The sequence below is a fragment of the Pseudomonas sp. NDM genome (genome assembly GCF_003105095.1).
In the GTDB taxonomy this organism is placed as follows: Bacteria; Pseudomonadota; Gammaproteobacteria; order Pseudomonadales; family Pseudomonadaceae; genus Aquipseudomonas; species Aquipseudomonas moraviensis_A.
Genome location: NZ_QETJ01000098.1, coordinates 1 through 18139, shown reverse-complemented (window position 1 = coordinate 18139; position 18139 = coordinate 1). Strand labels below are relative to the sequence as shown.

The 18139-nt window shown below is 61.5% G+C and carries 8 protein-coding genes; 7 read left to right on the top strand and 1 reads right to left on the bottom strand.

Translation table 11 applies throughout. The features are described 5' to 3' along the window. The coding region (locus DCO47_RS18350) for a retention module-containing protein (RefSeq protein WP_133247412.1) at positions 1 to 8687 on the bottom strand (8687 nt) is incomplete at its 3' end. A 360-nt stretch (positions 8688 to 9047) separates the two neighbouring features. Here DCO47_RS18350 and DCO47_RS18345 point away from each other — a divergent pair. The 7 genes from DCO47_RS18345 (at position 9048) to DCO47_RS18315 (ending at position 18049) form a co-directional block, all read left to right on the top strand. Continuing rightward, a complete protein-coding gene (locus DCO47_RS18345) occupies positions 9048 to 10400 on the top strand; it encodes a TolC family outer membrane protein (protein WP_039756280.1) in 1353 nt (450 codons plus the stop codon). Between the two features lie 33 nt (positions 10401 to 10433). Continuing rightward, a complete protein-coding gene (locus DCO47_RS18340) occupies positions 10434 to 12590 on the top strand; it encodes a type I secretion system permease/ATPase (protein ID WP_042610144.1) in 2157 nt (718 codons plus the stop codon). Continuing rightward, positions 12580 to 13947 carry an HlyD family type I secretion periplasmic adaptor subunit gene (locus DCO47_RS18335; protein ID WP_042610145.1) on the top strand — a complete coding sequence of 456 codons (1368 nt, stop codon included), beginning with the start codon at positions 12580 to 12582 and terminating at the stop codon, positions 13945 to 13947. Before DCO47_RS18340 ends, DCO47_RS18335 begins: the two co-directional genes overlap by 11 nt. A gap of 351 nt (positions 13948 to 14298) precedes the next feature. Beyond that, on the top strand, positions 14299 to 15195 hold the full coding sequence (locus DCO47_RS18330) for a TauD/TfdA family dioxygenase (RefSeq protein ID WP_116658629.1): 897 nt from the start codon (positions 14299 to 14301) through the stop codon (positions 15193 to 15195). A 17-nt stretch (positions 15196 to 15212) separates the two neighbouring features. Beyond that, complete coding sequence (locus DCO47_RS18325) at positions 15213 to 16073, top strand: ABC transporter ATP-binding protein (RefSeq protein ID WP_042610147.1); 861 nt, start codon at positions 15213 to 15215, stop codon at positions 16071 to 16073. A 20-nt stretch (positions 16074 to 16093) separates the two neighbouring features. Next, entirely contained in the window at positions 16094 to 16960 is an 867-nt protein-coding gene (locus tag DCO47_RS18320) for an ABC transporter permease (RefSeq protein WP_065615317.1), read from the top strand. Positions 16961 to 17131: 171 nt separating this feature from the next. Continuing rightward, a complete protein-coding gene (locus DCO47_RS18315; RefSeq protein WP_116658628.1) occupies positions 17132 to 18049 on the top strand; it encodes a LysR family transcriptional regulator in 918 nt (305 codons plus the stop codon). Positions 18050 to 18139: the final 90 nt, after the last annotated feature.

Sequence of the window (18139 nt, the reverse complement as noted above, 5' to 3'; positions counted from 1 at the left end):
GTCGCGGTGTACGTAATCTGACCGCCCTCAGCCACAGAACCGGTCGCGCTCAGCGACAGATTTGTAGTGTCGGCAACGTCTGTGACGGAAGTCGAAACCGGGGTTTTGTCCGCCACCAGATTTTCGAAGTTACCGCCGCTTACGCCAGTGATCGAGTTGGTCAGCGGAGCGTTGCCGGTCAGCGCATCGTTCGGTGCGGTAAAGGTCGCAGTGCCGGAAGTCTGGCCTACAGCGATGGTGATGTTCTGACCATTGGCCAGGGTCACGACCACAGGCGAGCCAGTAACTGGCGCACCAACCGTGGCGGTGTAAGTCACAGTGCCGCCTTCGGCCACCGAAGTATCAGCCGTCAGTTTGACGGTCGAGGTGTCGATGGTGTCGGTGACTGTCGTCACGGCTGGAGCAGTGCTTGGCACCAGGTTCTCGAAATTGCCACCGGTAGCGCCGGTGATCGTTGCCTGCACGGAGCCGGCGTCTTTGTAGACGTCATCGGCCGGTGCAGGAACGGTCGCAGTGCCGGTGGTTTCACCTGCCTTGATGGTGATCACTGCGCCGTTCGACAAGGTTACGGTCACAGGCGAGCCTGCGGCGTTGGTCAGTGTCGCGGTGTAAGTGATCTGACCACCTTCTGCTACCGAGCCAGTCGCCGACAGCGACAGATTGGTGGTGTCGACGGTATCGGTCACGGTGGTGCTGACCGGGGTTTTGTCGGCGACCAGATTTTCGAAATTGCCACCGCTGACGTTGGTGATCGCATTGGTGATCGGCGCGTGGCCGGACAGTGCATCGTTCGAAGCAACAGCGGTTGCAGTGCCAGTAGTTTGACCGACGCCGATGGTGATGGTCTGGCCGTTGGCCAGAGTCACGACGACAGGCGAACCGGTAACAGGCGAACCAACCGTGGCGGTGTAAGTCACAGTGCCGCCTTCAGCAACCGAGGTATCGGCGGTCAATTTGACCGTCGAAGTGTCGATGGTGTCGGTGACTGTCGTCACGGCTGGAGCAGTGCTTGGTACCAGGCTTTCGAAGTTGCCACCAGTGGCGCTGGTGATCGTTGCCTGTACGGAGCCGGCGTCTTTGTAGACGTCATCAGAAGGTGCAGGAACGGTTGCAGTGCCGGTGGTCTCGCCAGCCTTGATAGTGATCACGGCGCCGTTCGACAAGGTCACGGTAACAGGCGAGCCTGCCGCGTTGGTCAGTGTCGCGGTGTACGTAATCTGACCGCCCTCAGCCACAGAACCGGTCGCGCTCAGCGACAGATTTGTAGTGTCGGCAACGTCTGTGACGGAAGTCGAAACCGGGGTTTTGTCCGCCACCAGATTTTCGAAATTGCCGCCGCTTACGCCAGTGATCGAGTTGGTCAGCGGAGCGTTGCCGGTCAAGGCATCGTTCGGTGCAGTGTAGGTGATGGAACCAGTGGTCTGGCCGACGGCGATGGTGATGTTCTGACCGTTCGCCAGGGTCACGACCACAGGCGAACCAGTAACTGGTGCGCCGACGGTGGCGGTGTAAGTAACGGTACCGCCTTCAGCCACCGAAGTATCAGCCGTCAGTTTGACGGTCGAAGTGTCGATGGTATCGGTGACATTGGTCACGGCTGGAACCGAGCTCGGCACCAGGTTTTCGAAGTTGCCGCCCGTAGCACCCTCGATGGTCACTTCGACTTTGCCGGCATCTTTATAGACGTCGTCTTTCGGTGCGTCGACGGTCACGGTGCCGGTGGTTTTACCCGCGTCGATGGTGATCGTGGCACCGTTCGACAGGGTCACGGTCACCGGTGTGCCGGCCGGGTTGGTCAGCGTTGCGGTGTAGGTGATCTGCCCGCCTTCGGCGACCGAATCGCTCGCGGTCAGGTTCAGGTTGGTAGTGTCGGTGGTATCCGATACCACGGTGTCGGCGGACTTGCCGTCGACCACCAGTTTTTCGTAATTGCCGCCTGTGGCGCCATCGATGGTCACGCTCAACGAGCTGCCGCCCGCCAATGGGCTGTTCGGCGCGACGTAGTTGACGCTGCCGGTGGTTTCGCCGACCGCGATGGTGATGGTCTGGCCGTTGGACAGGCTGACGATCACCGGTGAACCGGTCACTGGCGCGCCCACGGTCGCGGTGTAGACCACGGTTTCGCCTTCGGCGACGTTCGCGGTGGCGCTCAAGGACACGGTGGAGGTGTCGATGGTGTCGTTGACTGTGGTCACCGCCGGCGCTGTGCTGGTGACTAGGTTTTCGAAGTTGCCGCCGGTTGCGCTCTGGATGGTTGCTTCAACGCTGCCCGCGTCTTTGTAGACGTCGTCTTTTGGCGCATCGACAGTCACGGTGCCGCTGGTTTTGCCGGCCTCGATTGTGATCGTCGCGCCATTGCTCAAGGTCACAGTCACCGGTGTGCCGGCGGCGTTGCTCAGGGTTGCGGTGTAGGTGATCTGGCCGCCTTCGTTCACCGCACCGGTCGCACTGAGCGACAGGTTGGTGGTGTCGACGGTATCGGTCACGGTGGTGCTGACCGGAGTTTTGTCGGCGACGAGGTTTTCGAAGTTACCGCCGCTGACATTGGTGATCGAGTTGGTCAGTGGCGCGTGGCCGGCGAGGACGTCGTTCGGCGCGGTGGTGCTGACACTGCCGCTGGTCTTGCCGACTTCGATGGTGATGTTCTGACCGTTGGCCAGGGTCACGACCACAGGCGAACCGGTGACTGGAGCGCCAACCGTGGCAGTGTAGGTGACGGTGCCGCCCTCGGCCGCTGTCTCGGTGGCGGTCAGTTTGACCGTCGAGGTATCGACGGTGTCGGTGACGTCGGTGACCGCTGGCGTGGTGCTTGGCACCAGGTTTTCGAAGTTGCCGCCGGTGGCGTCCTTGATCGTGACTTCAACTTTGCCGGCGTCTTTGTAGACGTCATCGGCAGGTGCCGGAACGGTAACGGTGCCAGTGGTTTTCCCAGCCTCGATGGTGATCACCGCGCCGTTGCTCAGACTCACGGTAACCGGCGTGCCGGCCGGGTTGCTCAGGGTCGCGGTGTAGACAATCGAACCGCCCTCGGCCACAGAGCCGGTCGCGGACAACGCCAGGCTGGTGGTGTCGGCGACGTCAGTCACCGAGGTCACCGCCGGGGTCTGGTCGGCCACGAGATTTTCGTAATTGCCACCGCTGGCGCCGTCGATTTTCACGCTCAAGGTGTTGCCGCCGGCCTGTGCATCGTTCGGCGCGGTGAAGTTGACGCTGGCGCTGCTGGCGCCGACCGGAATGGTGATGGTCTGGCCGTTGGACAGGGTGACGACTACCGGCGAACCGGTGACCGGTGCGGTCACCGAAGCGGTGTAGACGACCGCGCCGCCTTCGACCGCGCTGGCGCTGGCGGTCAGCGAAACCGTGCTGTTGTCGATGGTGTCAGTAACGTTGGTGACTGCCGGGGTCTTGTCGACCACCAGGTTTTCAAAGTTGCCACCGCTGGTCTTGGTGATGCTCGCATCGATCTTGCCGGCGTCCCTGTAGACATCATCGGCGGGCGCGGCGACGGTTGCGCTGCCGGTGCTCGCGCCTTTGGCAATGCTGATCACCGCGCCGTTGCTCAGGGTCACGGTCATGGCGGAGCCGGCCGGATTGCTCAGGGTAGCGGTGTAGACGATCGAGCCGCCCTCGGCGACGCTGCCGGTAGCGCTCAGGCTGATATCAGTGGTGTCGACGGCGTCGGTGACTTTGGTCACCACTGCCGAACGATCGGCCTCGACGCGCTCGAAATTGCCGCCGCTGTGGCTGGCGATTGCCGTCCGCACGTTGCTGCCATCGATGTATGGGGTGTTGGCGGGTGCCGGGAAATTCACCGAACCGCTGGTGGCGCCGGCTGCGATATTGATCACTGCGCCGTTGGCCAGGGTCACGGTCATGGCGGTGCCGGCCGGGTTGCTCAGGGTCGCGGTATAGGTGATCTGGCCACCTTCGCTGACGGTATCGCTGGCAGTCAGAGTCAGCGCGGTTGTGTCGACGGTATCGTTGACTGTGGTGCTGACCGGAGTCTTGCTGACGTCGAGCTTTTCGAAGTTGCCGCCGCTGGCATCGGTCATGGTCACGGTGAGCTTGCTGACGTCCTTGTAGACGTCATCGCTCGGTGCGGCAATCGTTACCGAACCGCTGGTCTTGCCTGCTTCAATGGTGATGGTCTGGCCATTGCTCAGGTTGACGGTGACCGGGGTCTGCGCGGCGTTGGTCAGCGTTGCGGTGTAAGTGATCGAAGCGCCTTCGAGCACATAGCTCTCGGCACTGAGGGTCAGGTGCGTGGTGTTGACGGTGTCGGCAACGTTGGTCACCGCTGGCGTCGGATTCGGCACCAGGTTTTCGAAATTGCCACCGGTGGCGTCCTTGATGGTCACTTCGATTTTACCGGCGTCTTTGTAGACGTCATCGGCAGGTGCCGGAACGGTCACGGTGCCGGTGGTCTTGCCCGCTTCAATGGTGATGACCGAGCCGTTGCTCAGATTCACGGTCACAGGCGTGCCGGCCGGGTTGCTCAAGGTTGCGGTGTAGGTGATCTGCCCGCCTTCGTTGACGTTACCGGTGGCAGTCAGCGCGACGCTGGTGGTGTCGACGGTATCCGTCACGGTGGTGCTGACCGGGGTCTTGTCGGCCACCAGATTCTCGTAGTTACCACCGCTGACATTGGTGATCGAGTTGGTCAGCGGTGCGTGACCGATCTGGACGTCATTCGATACGGGGGCGGTAACGCTGCCGGTGGTCTGGCCGACGGCGATGGTGATGATCTGGCCGTTGGCCAATGTCACGACGACAGGCGAACCAGTGACTGGCGCGCCGACGGTCGCGGTGTAAGTGACGATTCCGCCTTCGGCCACCGAAGTATCAGCCGTCAGTTTGACGGTCGAAGTGTCGATGGTGTCGGTGACTGTCGTCACGGCTGGAGCAGTGCTTGGCACCAGGTTCTCGAAATTGCCACCAGTGGCGCTGGTGATCGTCGCCTGGACGGAACCGGCGTCTTTGTAGACGTCATCGGACGGTGCAGGAACGGTCGCAGTGCCGCTGGTTTCGCCAGCCTTGATAGTGATCACGGCACCGTTGGACAAGGTCACGGTCACTGGCGAGCCAGCAGCATTGGTCAAGGTCGCGGTGTAAGTGATCTGGCCACCCTCGGCCACCGAGTTTGTCGCACTCAGCGACAGGTTGGTGGTATCGGCAACATCCGTAACGGTGGTCGAGACTGGGGTGTTATCTGCAACCAGATTTTCGAAGTTACCGCCGGTGACGCCAGTGATCGAGTTGATCAGCGGAGCGTTGCCGGTCAAGGCATCGTTCGGTGCAGTGTAGGTGATGGAACCAGTGGTCTGGCCGACGGCGATGGTGATGTTCTGGCCGTTCGCCAACGTCACGACGACAGGCGAGCCGGTGACGGGCGCGCCGACGCTGGCGGTGTAAGTGACGGTTCCGCCTTCGGCAACCGAGGTGTCAGCGGTCAGTTTCACCGTCGAGGTATCGACGGTGTCGGTGATTTCGGTCACCGCCGGGGTGGTGTTCGGCACCAGATTCTCGAAGTTGCCGCCGGTGGCGTCCTTGATGCTGACTTCGACCTGGCCGGCGTCTTTGTAGACGTCATCGGCAGGCGCTGGAACGGTGACGGTGCCGGTGGTTTTGCCGGCATCGATGGTGATCACCGAGCCGTTGCTCAGGGTCACGGTTACCGGAGTGCCAGCCGGATTCGTCAGCGTGGCGGTGTAGGTGATCTGCCCACCTTCGGCCACAGTGCCGGTGGCGCTGAGGCTCAGGCCAGTGTCATCGACCGAGTCGGTGATGGTGGTGACCGCTGGCGTGTTGCTTGGCACCAGATTCTCGAAGTTGCCACCGGTTGCACCAGTGATCGTAGTGCTGACAGTGCTGCCATTGTTGTAGACGTCATTGGCCGCAGTCGGCACGTTGACGGTGCCGACAGTCTCGCCAGCCGCAATGGTGATGGTCGAGCCGTTCGACAGGGTGACGGTAACCGGGGTTTGCGCCGGGTTGGTCAGGGTCGCGGTGTAAGTGATCTGGCCGCCTTCAACGATGTTGTTGGTCGCGGTCAGGGTCAGGCCGGTGTTGTCGACCGAATCGGTGATCGTAGTGACGGCTGGCGTGGTGCTTGGCACCAGATTCTCAAAGTTGCCACCGGTTGCACCAGTGATCGTGGTGCTGACAGTGCTGCCATTGGTGTAGACGTCATTGGCCGCTGTCGGCACGTTGACGGTGCCGACAGTCTCGCCGGCTGCAATGGTGATGGTCGAGCCGTTCGACAGAGTGACGGTCACCGGGGTTTGCGCCGGGTTGGTCAGGGTCGCGGTGTAAGTGATCTGGCCGCCTTCAACGATGTTGTTGGTCGCGGTCAGGGTCAGGCCGGTGTTGTCGACTGAGTCGGTAATCGTAGTGACTGCTGGCGTCGGGTTCGGCACCAGATTTTCGAAATTGCCACCGGTTGCACTGGTGATCGTGGTGCTGACAGTGCTGCCGTTGTTATAGACGTCATTGGCCGCAGTCGGCACGTTGACTGTGCCGACGGTTTCGCCTGCCGCAATGGTGATGGTCGAACCGTTGGACAGAGTGACGGTAACCGGGGTTTGAGCCGGATTAGTCAATGTCGCGGTGTAAGTGATCTGGCCGCCTTCAACGATGTTGTTGGTCGCGGTCAGGGTCAGGCCGGTGTTGTCGACTGAGTCGGTGATCGTAGTGACTGCTGGCGTCGGGTTCGGCACCAGGTTTTCGAAGTTGCCGCCGGTAGCGCCAGTAATCGTAGTGCTGACAGTGCTGCCATTGTTGTAGACGTCATTGGCCGCAGTCGGCACGTTGACGGTGCCGACAGTCTCGCCTGCCGCAATGGTGATGGTCGAGCCGTTGGACAGGGTGACGGTAACCGGGGTTTGCGCCGGGTTGGTCAGGGTCGCGGTGTAAGTGATCTGGCCGCCTTCGACGATGTTGTTGGTGGCGGTCAGGGTCAGGCCGGTGTTGTCGACTGAGTCGGTGATGGTGGTCACGGCTGGCGTCGGGTTCGGCACCAGGTTTTCGAAGTTGCCGCCGGTAGCGCTGGTAATCGTAGTGCTGACAGTGCTGCCATTGTTGTAGACGTCATTGGCCGCTGTTGGCACGTTGACGGTGCCGACGGTTTCGCCGGCCGCAATGGTGATGGTCGAGCCGTTCGACAGAGTGACGGTTACCGGGGTTTGCGCCGGGTTGGTCAGGGTCGCGGTGTAAGTGATCTGGCCGCCTTCGACGATGTTGTTGGTCGCGGTCAGGGTCAGGCCGGTGTTGTCTACCGAGTCGGTGATCGTGGTCACGGCTGGCGTCGGGTTCGGCACCAGGTTTTCGAAGTTGCCGCCGGTTGCACTGGTGATCGTGGTGCTGACAGTGCTGCCATTGTTGTAGACGTCATTGGCCGCTGTTGGCACGTTGACGGTGCCGACAGTCTCGCCTGCTGCAATGGTGATGGTCGAGCCGTTCGACAGAGTGACGGTCACCGGGGTTTGCGCCGGGTTGGTCAGGGTCGCGGTGTAAGTGATCTGGCCGCCTTCGACGATGTTGTTGGTCGCGGTCAGGGTCAGGCCGGTGTTGTCGACCGAATCGGTGATGGTAGTGACTGCTGGCGTCGGGTTCGGCACCAGGTTTTCGAAGTTGCCGCCGGTAGCCCCGGTGATCGTCGTCGTAACGGTACTGCCGTTGTTATAGACGTCGTTAGGCGGGGTCGGCACGTTGACGGTGCCGGTAGTCTGGCCAGCGCCGATGGTGATAGTCGAACCGTTCGACAGGGTGACGGTAACCGGCGTCTGCGCCGGGTTGGTCAATGTCGCGGTGTAAGTGATCTGCCCGCCTTCGGTGACGTTAGAGCCGGCCGTCAAGGTCACGGTGGTGGTGTCGACGGTGTCGGTGACTTGCGTGGTCGCCGGGACGGTCGGCGGGGTTACGGTGATGCCGTTGCCGCCGCTGGTGCCGGTGACGGTCACGTCGATCTGGGTCGGGTCGTTATAGACGGTGTCGTTCGGTGCCATCGGCACGTTGACGGTGCCGGTGGTGGCGCCGGCCGGAATGACGATCACCGCACCATTGGACAAGGTGATGGTCAGGTCGGTCAGCGGTGCCTGGGTCAGGGTCGCGGTGTACACCAGCACGCCGCCGGCTTCGGTGATGGTCGGCGTGGCGCTGAGGCTCAGGGTCGAATCGCGCAGCGCATTGGTGGTGGTGTCGGTGGTCAGGCCGCCCGTGGTGTCCTGCGCGACTTGCCCGGCAGCGTTGATGCCCGCCGTTGGGAAGCCAATGGTCGGATCGACGCGGCCAGCAGTGGCGTCGAGCATGACGAAGCTGTGGCCGCCACCGGCAGCACCACCGGTGCCCGCGGCGGTCGGGCCGGCTGCGGTGGATTCAAGCGCAGTGGTCGGGTCGACACCGGCGGCGATGGCTTGCTGCAGTTCTTCAACAGAAGGTGCCGCCTGCGCGGTGGCTTCGGCCAGGTCAGTGCTGGAGTCAGGCGCGCTGGCGCTCCACTGGGTGTCGCGGCCCAGATCGAGCGTGCGGCCATCGGTTAGTTCCAGCGACACTGCGCCGGACAGACCGGTATCGATCTGATCGCCGACATACAGGCGATCGCCTTCAACGAGTACGCGACGCACGCCCTCTGGGGACACCACGAAAACCTGACCGACAATGCTTTTGACGACGGCAACAACACTGCTCATTGAAGACTCTCCGGGTGTCACATTCAGTTGACTTCCATGGACCTGACGGGCGTCGGCGCCACTTCAGTCTGGACGTACTTTCTATAAATGGATAACTTATTGACGCTGTATTTCCGTCAATTATCTGGCTATAAATTATCGCGATTAACTTTATGCCAAACTATTGACCTTCTGGGAGCCATCCTAAACAATCGCCCCACTAATGTCACATTGATATTTCCGCGGCGACCTGTCCCTCAGCGTGTCATCCAGTTCCTCTTTTGAACTTTCCGACATACGGTCATTCGGGTTGCCATCATCCGACGCAGCGCCACGTTTTTGCTGTGATTCAAGACAAGAAGTTCCGGGAAAATTCCAACCATGCGTTCGCTTTTGCTCCTTGCTGCTCCCTTCGCTCTCGCCGCCTCTTTTGTACAAGCACAATCCTTACCAGAAGCCATGCAACAGGCGCTGGATGTCCATCCGGAGATTCAGGCGGGGGTCAACAGTCGATTGGCGGCGGATTATCAATTAAAGGCGGCGAAAGGGGGATACCTGCCCAAGGTCGATCTGCTGGGCGGTTATGGCCGGGAAGGCACTGACAGCGTGACGACCCGAGCGAACGGTGGCGGCAATCATTGGGAGACTTTGAACCGCAGTGAGTCAAGTTTACGTCTCTCGCAAATGGTTTTTGACGGTTTTGCGACGTCCAACGAAGTCGCGCGTCAACAAGCCAACGTCAGCTCCCGTGCTTACTCCCTGCTCGGCACTTCCGAGCGCACCGCGCTGACCGTCGCCCAGGTGTATCTGGACGTGCTGACCCGCCGCGAATTCGTCCGTCTGGCCGAGGAGAACCTCAAGAGCCACCAGCGCATCTACGACCAGATCCAGTTGCGCACCCAGCGCGGCGTCGGCAGCGGTGCCGACCTCGATCAGGCCGAAGCACGCATGGCCCAGGCCCGCAACAACCTGATCACCGAACAGACCAACCTGGCCGATGCGGAAACCAACTTCCTCAGCGCCGTCGGCCAGATGCCAGACCAGCTCGAGCGGCCGGCGCCGTTCATGGCGATGATGCCGGCCAACCTCAACGAAGCCCGCGCGCAGATGCTGGAAAACAGCCCGATCCTGCGCTCCGCCGAGTCGGACATCGCCGCTGCCGAAAAGCAGTTCGCCACCGCGAAATCGACCTTCTACCCGCGCTTCGACGCCGAACTGGGGCGCACCGCGGATAACGATCTCGACGGCCAGAACGGCCACAACAACGAATGGCAGGCCATGCTGCGCATGCGCTTCAACCTGTATTCCGGCGGCAGCAACAAAGCTGATCTGGAATCCAAGTCGTACCTGGCCAACCAGGCGCTGGACATCCGCAATAACGCCCTGCGCCAGTTGAACGAAGAGCTTGGCCTGGCCTGGAATGCGCTGAACAACGCCAACGCCCAGGTGCCGATTGCCCAGCAGTACGTCGACCACAGCACTTCGGTGCGTACCGCCTACCAGCGTCAATTCAGCCTCGGCGAGCGCACCCTGCTGGACTTGCTCGACAGCGAAAACGAGTTGTTCACCGCCTCGCGGCGTCTGGCGGAAATCAAGAACATTCAGTTATTTACTCAGTACCGAATCAAGGCGACCATGGGCCAATTGCTCAAAAGCCAGGGAGTGGTCGCACCGTTGGCATCCGTTGTGCAGAACGACGTGAAGCCCAAGGTCCAGCTGCCTGGGATGAACTGAGTTATCCCTTCCAACTGTTAAAGAGTGTCGAGCGTGGAATCAGAAGTCAGTCGAGTTCAACTCAGCCATGATCCACGCGCGTTGCATGACGATCCGTTGCTGGATGGTCTGCTCGCCCTGTGCATGCTGCACCAGAAGCCTGCCAGCGCAGCGATGCTGACCACCGGCCTGCCGCTGCCCAAACAACGTTTGAGTGTCGAGTTGCTGCCCCGCGCAGCGGCTCGCGCCGGCCTGCAGGGGCGGGTGTTGCAGCGCAAGCTCGAAGAGATTCCGGCGATCGCCATGCCCGCGCTGTTGCTGCTCAAGGATGGCCGCAGTGCCGTCCTGCTCGGCTGGCAGGGCGAAAACGATGCGCGGGTGCTGCTCAGCGAAAGCGATGGCGGCGAATCGGTGGTCAGCCGCGAACTGCTGACCGACGATTACACCGGCAAAGTGTTCTTCGCCCAGCCGCAGCACAAATTCGACGTCAACCACGGCACGCTGATCCCGCGGGCACGCTCGTGGTTTCGCGACACCCTCAAGCGTTCGCGCTGGCTCTACGCCGATGCGATCGCCGCGAGTTTCCTGATCAACATCATCGCCATGGCCGCGCCGCTGTTCGTGATGAACGTCTACGACCGCGTGGTGCCGAACCAGGCCGAAGCGACCCTGTGGGTGCTGGCGCTGGGTATCACCGGCGCTTACATCTTCGATCTGATCCTCAAGAGCCTGCGCAGTCTGTGCCTGGATCTGGCCGGGAAGAAAACCGACCTGATCATCTCCGCCACGCTGTTCGAGCGCATCGTCGGCATGGCGATGAAATACCGCCCGGCGCGGGTCGGCAGCTTTGCCCAGAACATCCACGAGTTTCAGAGCCTGCGCGACTTCCTCGCCTCGCTGACCCTGACCAGCCTGATCGATCTGCCGTTCACCATCCTGATTTTCATCGTCATCGCCATTCTCGGCGGGCATCTGGTGTGGATTCCGGTGCTGGCATTCCCGATTGCCCTGCTGATCGGCTACGCCTTGCAGAAGCCGCTGATCGCGACCATGGAGCGCACCATGGCGCTGGGCGCCGAGCGCCAGTCGAGCCTGATCGAAACCCTCGCCGGCCTCGACGCGGTCAAAGTCAACAACGCCGAAAGCGAGCGCCAGTATCAGTGGGAGCAGACCATCGGCACCCTCAGCCGTCTTGAGCTGCGAGTGAAAATGCTCTCCGGTCTGGCGATGAACATCACCTTGCTGATCCAGCAACTGGCCGGGGTGATCATGATCGTATTCGGCGTTTACCAGATCATCGCCGGTAACCTGAGCATGGGCGGGCTGATTGCCTGCTACATGCTCAGTGGCCGCGCGCTGAGCCCACTGGCGTCGCTGTCCGGTCTGCTCACGCGCTATCAGCAGGCGCGGGTGACCATGACCTCCGTCGACCAGATGATGGAGCTGCCGCAGGAGCGCAATTTCGAAGAGCGTCCGCTGAGCCGCAAGGTTCTGCAGGGTGCGATCGAATGCCGTCAGCTCAGCTTTACCTACCCGGATCAACAGAACCCGGCGCTGAAGAACATCAACCTGGTGATCCGGCCCGGCGAGAAGATCGGCATCATCGGCCGCAGCGGCTCGGGCAAAAGCTCGCTGGCCAAATTGCTGGTCGGTCTGTACCAACCGGACGACGGTGCGTTGCTGGTCGACGGGGTGGACATCCGCCAGATCGACGTCAGCGAACTGCGCTACAACATCGGTTACGTGCCACAGGACATTCAACTGCTGTCCGGCACCCTGCGCGACAACCTGGTGTCCGGCGCGCGTTACGTCGAAGACGAGCTTGTCCTGCAGGCGGCCGAACTGGCCGGCGTCCACGAATTCGCCCGTCTGCACCCGCAGGGCTATGAGCTGCAAGTCGGCGAACGCGGACAGAACCTCTCTGGCGGCCAACGGCAGAACGTCGCCCTGGCCCGGGCGCTGTTGCTCAATCCGCCGATTCTGCTCATGGATGAGCCGACCAGTGCGATGGACAACACCGGCGAAGAACGCCTCAAGCAACGCCTCGCGGCGGTGGTCGAAAACAAGACCGTGGTGCTGGTCACGCACCGGGCATCGCTGTTGTCGCTGGTCGATCGCCTGCTGGTGATCGATCGCGGACAGATTCTCGCCGACGGCCCGAAAGCCGCCGTGATGGAAGCGTTGAAGAAGGGGCAGATCAGTGTTGCTTAAGTCCGGTGTCAAGGAGTCGATCCGTCGCTACTTCAAGGGCTCTGCCTCGCTGCAGGGCCAGCCGCTGCCTGAGGTCAACAAAGCGCTGATCGAAGACGCCCCGCGCGTCGTGCGCCTGACCATCTGGGCGATTATCGGTTTCTTTGTATTCCTGATGCTCTGGGCCAACTTCGCGGTGATCGACGAAGTGACCAAGGGCGACGGCAAGGCAATTCCCTCGTCGAAAATCCAGAAAATCCAGAACCTGGAGGGGGGAATCGTCTCCGAGCTGTTCGTCAAGGAAGGCCAGATTGTCGAGGCCGGCGCGCCGCTGATTCGTCTCGACGACACGCGGTTTGCCTCTAACGTCGGCGAAACCGAGGCCGATCGCCTGTCGATGCTGCTGCGGGTCGAGCGTCTGAGCGCGGAAGTCGATGATCGTCCGCTGAATTTCCCCGAAGACGTGCTCAAAGCGGTGCCGGGCCAGGCGAAAAGCGAAGAGTCGCTGTACATCAGCCGGCGTCAGCAACTGCACGATGAAATCGGCGGCCTGCAGGAGCAGCTGATCCAGCGTCAGCAGGAGCTGCGGGAGTTCAGCTCCAAGCAAGCGCAGTACCGTCAGCAGCTCGGCTTGCAGCGTCAGGAAATCAATATGTCCGAGCCGCTGGTGGCGCAGGGCGCGGTCTCGCCGGTAGAAGTGCTGCGCCTCAAGCGTGCCGAAGTGGAGACCCGTGGCCAGCTCGACGCGACCACGCTGGCCATCCCGCGCGCGGAATCGGCGATCAAAGAAGTGCAGCGCAAGATCGACGAAACCCGCGGCAAATTCCGCAGCGAAGCGCTGACCCAGCTCAACGAAGCGCGCACCGATCTGAACAAGGCCCAGGCCACCGGCAAGGCGCTGGAGGACCGCGTCAGCCGTACGCTGGTCACCTCGCCGGTGCGCGGTATCGTCAACAAGTTGCTGGTCAACACCATCGGCGGCGTGATCCAGCCGGGCAGCGACATGGTCGAAATCGTGCCGCTGGATGACACCCTGCTGGTCGAAGCCAAGATCCGTCCGCAGGACATCGCATTCCTGCATCCGGGGCAGGAAGCGATCGTCAAATTCACCGCCTATGACTACACCATTTACGGCGGGCTGAAGGCACAACTCGAGCAGATTGGCGCCGACACCATCACCGACGAAGACAAGAAAACCACCTATTACGTGATCAAGGTGCGCACCGAGCGCAGTCATCTGGGCACGGACGACAAACCGCTGTTGATCATTCCGGGGATGGTTGCTTCGGTGGATATCATCACGGGCAAGAAATCGGTGTTGAGCTATTTGCTGAAGCCGATCATTCGGGCGCGGGCTGAAGCGTTGCACGAGCGCTAGATCTTCGGTGGCCTTGCTGGCCTCATCGCGAGCAGGCTCACTCCTACAGTTGATTGCATTTCTTCAGATGGAATGCCATCCCTGTAGGAGTGAGCCTGCTCGCGATAGCGCTAGCCCAAGCGCCGCATCTCTGTCGGGAAGTGACAAAAATCGTCACTCCACGCCCTTACCCTTCGTCATATCGTTATTCATTAACGGTATTTAATTTCAAATTCTTATAGCTATAAAGTCACCCACCTGCGTACCTGCCGACCAATCGGCGCGCCGCACGACCTGAACCGACACGCAATCCAGCGTGAGTGTCTGATCGACGTGCGCGTCCGTGAGCGCGCCGTGCGTGGGAGATGATTGATGTCCGCCGCTACTGCCACCGAAAGCGCCGCAACTGCCGCGCCACAAGTTTTCGAAATTCGTCCATTCAGCGGTGCCGTCGGCGCCGAGATCGTTGGCCTCGACCTCAGCCGACCGGTCAATGATCAGGACTTCGCGCGCATTCACCGCGCGCACCTGGATCACCACGTCGTGGTCTTTCGCGATCAGCAGATCACCCCGCAACAGCAAATCGATTTCAGCCGTCGCTTCGGCGTGTTGCAGATCCACGTGCTCAAGCAGTTCCTGCTGGCCAATTACCCGGAAATTCTCATCGTTTCCAACATCATCGAGAACGGCCAGAACATCGGTCTCGGTGACGCCGGCAAGTTCTGGCATTCCGATCTTTCCTATAAAGAGCTGCCAAGTCTCGGCTCGATGCTGCACGCCCAAGAGCTGCCCTCCGAGGGCGGCGACACGCTGTTTGCCGACATGCACAAAGCCTGGGACAACCTGCCCGCTGCGTTGCGCAACGCGGTCGAAGGGCGTTCCGCCGCGCATTCCTACACCGCGCGCTACAGCGAAACCAAATTCGAAGGCAACTGGCGCCCGACCCTGACCCCGGAACAACTGGCCCAAGTCGCTGAAGTGGTGCACCCGGTAGTACGCACTCATCCGGAAAACGGTCGCAAGGCGCTGTTCGTCAGCGAAGGCTTCACCACGCGCATCGTCGGCCTCCCGGAGGACGAAAGTCGCCAGCTGCTCGCCGAACTCTTCGCCCACAGCGTGCTGCCGCAAAACATCTACCGCCATCAGTGGGAACCCCACGATCTGGTGTTCTGGGACAACCGTTCGCTGATCCACCTCGCCGCCGGATGCCCCGCGCATCTGCGCCGCAAGCTGTATCGCACGACCATTCAGGGCGACGCGCCTTTCTGATTTGCCGGAGATCGACCATGAACGCCCCTTTGCCAGGCCACGCGGCCAGCAACCCGATCGCCCACAGCGAAGCGTTGTTGGCCGTCGATCACGTCAGCCTCGAATACCGCACGCCGCAACGCGTGGTGCGCGCCACTCACCAGGTCAGTTTCGCCGTCGATCCGGCGGATCGTTTCGTCCTGCTCGGCCCGTCCGGCTGTGGAAAATCCACCCTGCTCAAAGCGGTCGCCGGGTTCATCCAGCCCTGCGAAGGCGAGATCCGCCTGCAAGGTCAACGCGTCGATGCGCCGGGGCCGGACCGCATTGTGGTGTTCCAGGAATTCGACCAGTTGCCGCCGTGGAAAACCGTGAAGCAGAACGTGATGTTCCCGTTGCTGGCCTCGCGCACCTTGAACAAGAAGGACGCGGAAGAACGCGCGCTGCACTATCTGGAAAAGGTCGGCCTGGCGGCGTTCGCCGACGCCTATCCGCACACCTTGTCCGGCGGCATGAAAGCGCGGGTGGCGATCGCCCGGGCGTTGGCCATGCAGCCGAAAATCCTTTTGATGGATGAACCCTTCGCTGCACTCGATGCGCTGACCCGCCGCAAGATGCAGGAGGAATTGCTGCTGCTCTGGGAAGAGGTGCGCTTCACCCTGTTGTTCGTCACCCACTCGATCGAAGAGGCGTTGGTGGTGGGCAATCGCATCCTGTTGCTGTCGCCGCATCCGGGGCGGGTGCGCGCCGAAGTGCACAGCCATCAATACGATCTGCACAGCCTCGGTGGCGTGGCGTTTCAGGAATCGGCGCGGCGCATTCATCGTCTGCTGTTCGATGAAGGCCAGGCGCCGGAGACCGAACGTGAGCATGACTTCAACGACATTCGCATCGCCTATTGAGCGGCCAGGAGGACTACCCGATGAGCCATTCATCATCCGTGCGTGAAGAATTCGAAACCGTGCTCGAGCCGCTGACCGCAGTGCCGGTCGAGCGCGAATTGCCGCTCGGCACGCGCCTGTGGCAACAGGGCTGGCTGCGCAAAAGCCTGATCCTGATCGTGCTGGCGATTATCTGGGAAGTTGTCGCGCGGATTCAGAACAACGACCTGATGCTGCCGAGCTTTTTGCAAACCGCACAGGCCTTGTTTGACGGTGTGCTCAGTGGCGAGCTGCTGGCCAAGGTGTGGATATCTTTGGTGGTGCTGATCAAGGGCTACCTGATCGGCATCGTTCTCGCGTTCGCCCTGACGACATTGGCGGTCTCGACCCAGTTGGGGCGTGATTTGCTCAGTACGATGACCTCGATGTTCAACCCGTTGCCGGCGATTGCCCTGCTGCCGCTGGCGTTGTTGTGGTTCGGGTTGGGGCAGAACAGCCTGATCTTCGTGCTGGTGCATTCGGTGTTGTGGGCGTTGGCGCTGAACACTTATGCCGGATTTCTCGGCGTCTCCGAGACGCTGCGCATGGCCGGGCGCAATTATGGTTTGAAGGGCTTGCGCCTGGTCTTGTTCATCCTGATCCCGGCGGCGCTGCCGTCGATTCTCGCGGGTCTGAAAATTGGCTGGGCGTTCGCCTGGCGCACGTTGATTGCCGCCGAACTGGTGTTTGGCGCGACCAGTGGCAAGGGCGGGCTGGGCTGGTACATCTTTCAGAATCGCAATGAGCTGTACACCGACAAGGTGTTTGCCGGATTGGCGGTGGTGATCCTGATTGGCTTGCTGGTGGAGAATCTGGTGTTCGATACCCTCGAGCGTGTGACCGTCAAGCGTTGGGGTATGCAACGTTAACAATGGTATGCCGGCTGGCCCAATCGCGAGCAGGCTCACCCCTACATTTGAAATGCGTTCCCCTGTAGGAGTGAGCCTGCTCGCGATAGCTTTTTCAAAGGCTCCGCCACTCTTGAGTATGTTTGCTAGCATTGCGCACAGATCAATCCAGATCAGCCAAGAGTGCTCAGCATGCAACTCCCGGACATGAACCTTCTGGTCGCCCTCGATGCCTTGCTCGACGAGGGCAGTGTGGTCGGTGCGGCGCGGCGGATGAACCTCAGCCCGGCGGCCATGAGCCGCACGCTGACGCGGATCCGCGAAGCCATCGGCGATCCGATTCTGGTCCGCGCCGGGCGCGGTCTGGTGCCGACACCCAAAGCTCTTGAGCTGCGCGATCAGGTACGCGACGTGGTCGAGCAGGCGGCGCTGCTGTTCCGCTCCGCCGACAGCGTCGAGCTGGGCACCTTGCGCCGGCGTTTCAGCATCCGTGCCAATGATTTCTTCGTCGGCGTCTACGGCGGCAAGCTGTTCGACACCCTCGACCAGCTCGCCCCGCATTGCGAATTACGCTTCGTCCCGGAAGGTGACGGCGACGATGAGGCGCTGCGCGAAGGCCGCATCGATCTGAGCGTCAGCAATACCCGTCCGCTCACGCCGGAAGTGAAAGTGCAGAACCTGTTCTCCACCCACTTCGTCGGCCTGGTGCGCGAGCACCATCCGTTGCTCGATGGCGAAATCACTGCCGAACGCTACGCCGGGTTTTCCCACATCAGCATGTCGCGCCGGGGCATTGCTCGCGGCCCGATCGATACGGCGCTGAACGCGCTGGGGCTGGAGCGCCGGGTGGCGGTCATCGCGCCGAGTTTTCATGCGGCGATGTTTGCCTTGCCTGACTCCGACCTGATCCTGCCGGTGCCCAAAGAGGCCCTGCTCAGCGTACGGCGGCTGGGGCTGAAACTGCGCTCGTTCGACCTGCCGATTCCGCTGCCGATGCTGATGCTGACCCAGGCCTGGCACCCGCGCTTCGACAAGGACCCGGCCCACCGCTGGCTGCGCGAGACCCTCAAGACCTGCTGCGATGAAACGTGGCTGGCCGCACAGCCATAATCTCGAATTGCGCACAAATCCCCTGTAGGAGTGAGCCTGCTCGCGATAGCGTTGTGTCAGTCTCCAAACATGGCGACTGGTGCGCCGCCA

Bases quoted from the DNA above. Each gene is read 5' to 3' on its own strand.
- DCO47_RS18345 (WP_039756280.1), top strand. From the start codon at position 9,048: ATGCGTTCGCTTTTGCTCCTTGCTGCTCCCTTCGCTCTCGCCGCCTCT.
- DCO47_RS18315 (WP_116658628.1), top strand. From the start codon at position 17,132: ATGCAACTCCCGGACATGAACCTTCTGGTCGCCCTCGATGCCTTGCTC.
- DCO47_RS18330 (WP_116658629.1), top strand. From the start codon at position 14,299: ATGTCCGCCGCTACTGCCACCGAAAGCGCCGCAACTGCCGCGCCACAA.
- DCO47_RS18325 (WP_042610147.1), top strand. From the start codon at position 15,213: ATGAACGCCCCTTTGCCAGGCCACGCGGCCAGCAACCCGATCGCCCAC.
- DCO47_RS18320 (WP_065615317.1), top strand. From the start codon at position 16,094: ATGAGCCATTCATCATCCGTGCGTGAAGAATTCGAAACCGTGCTCGAG.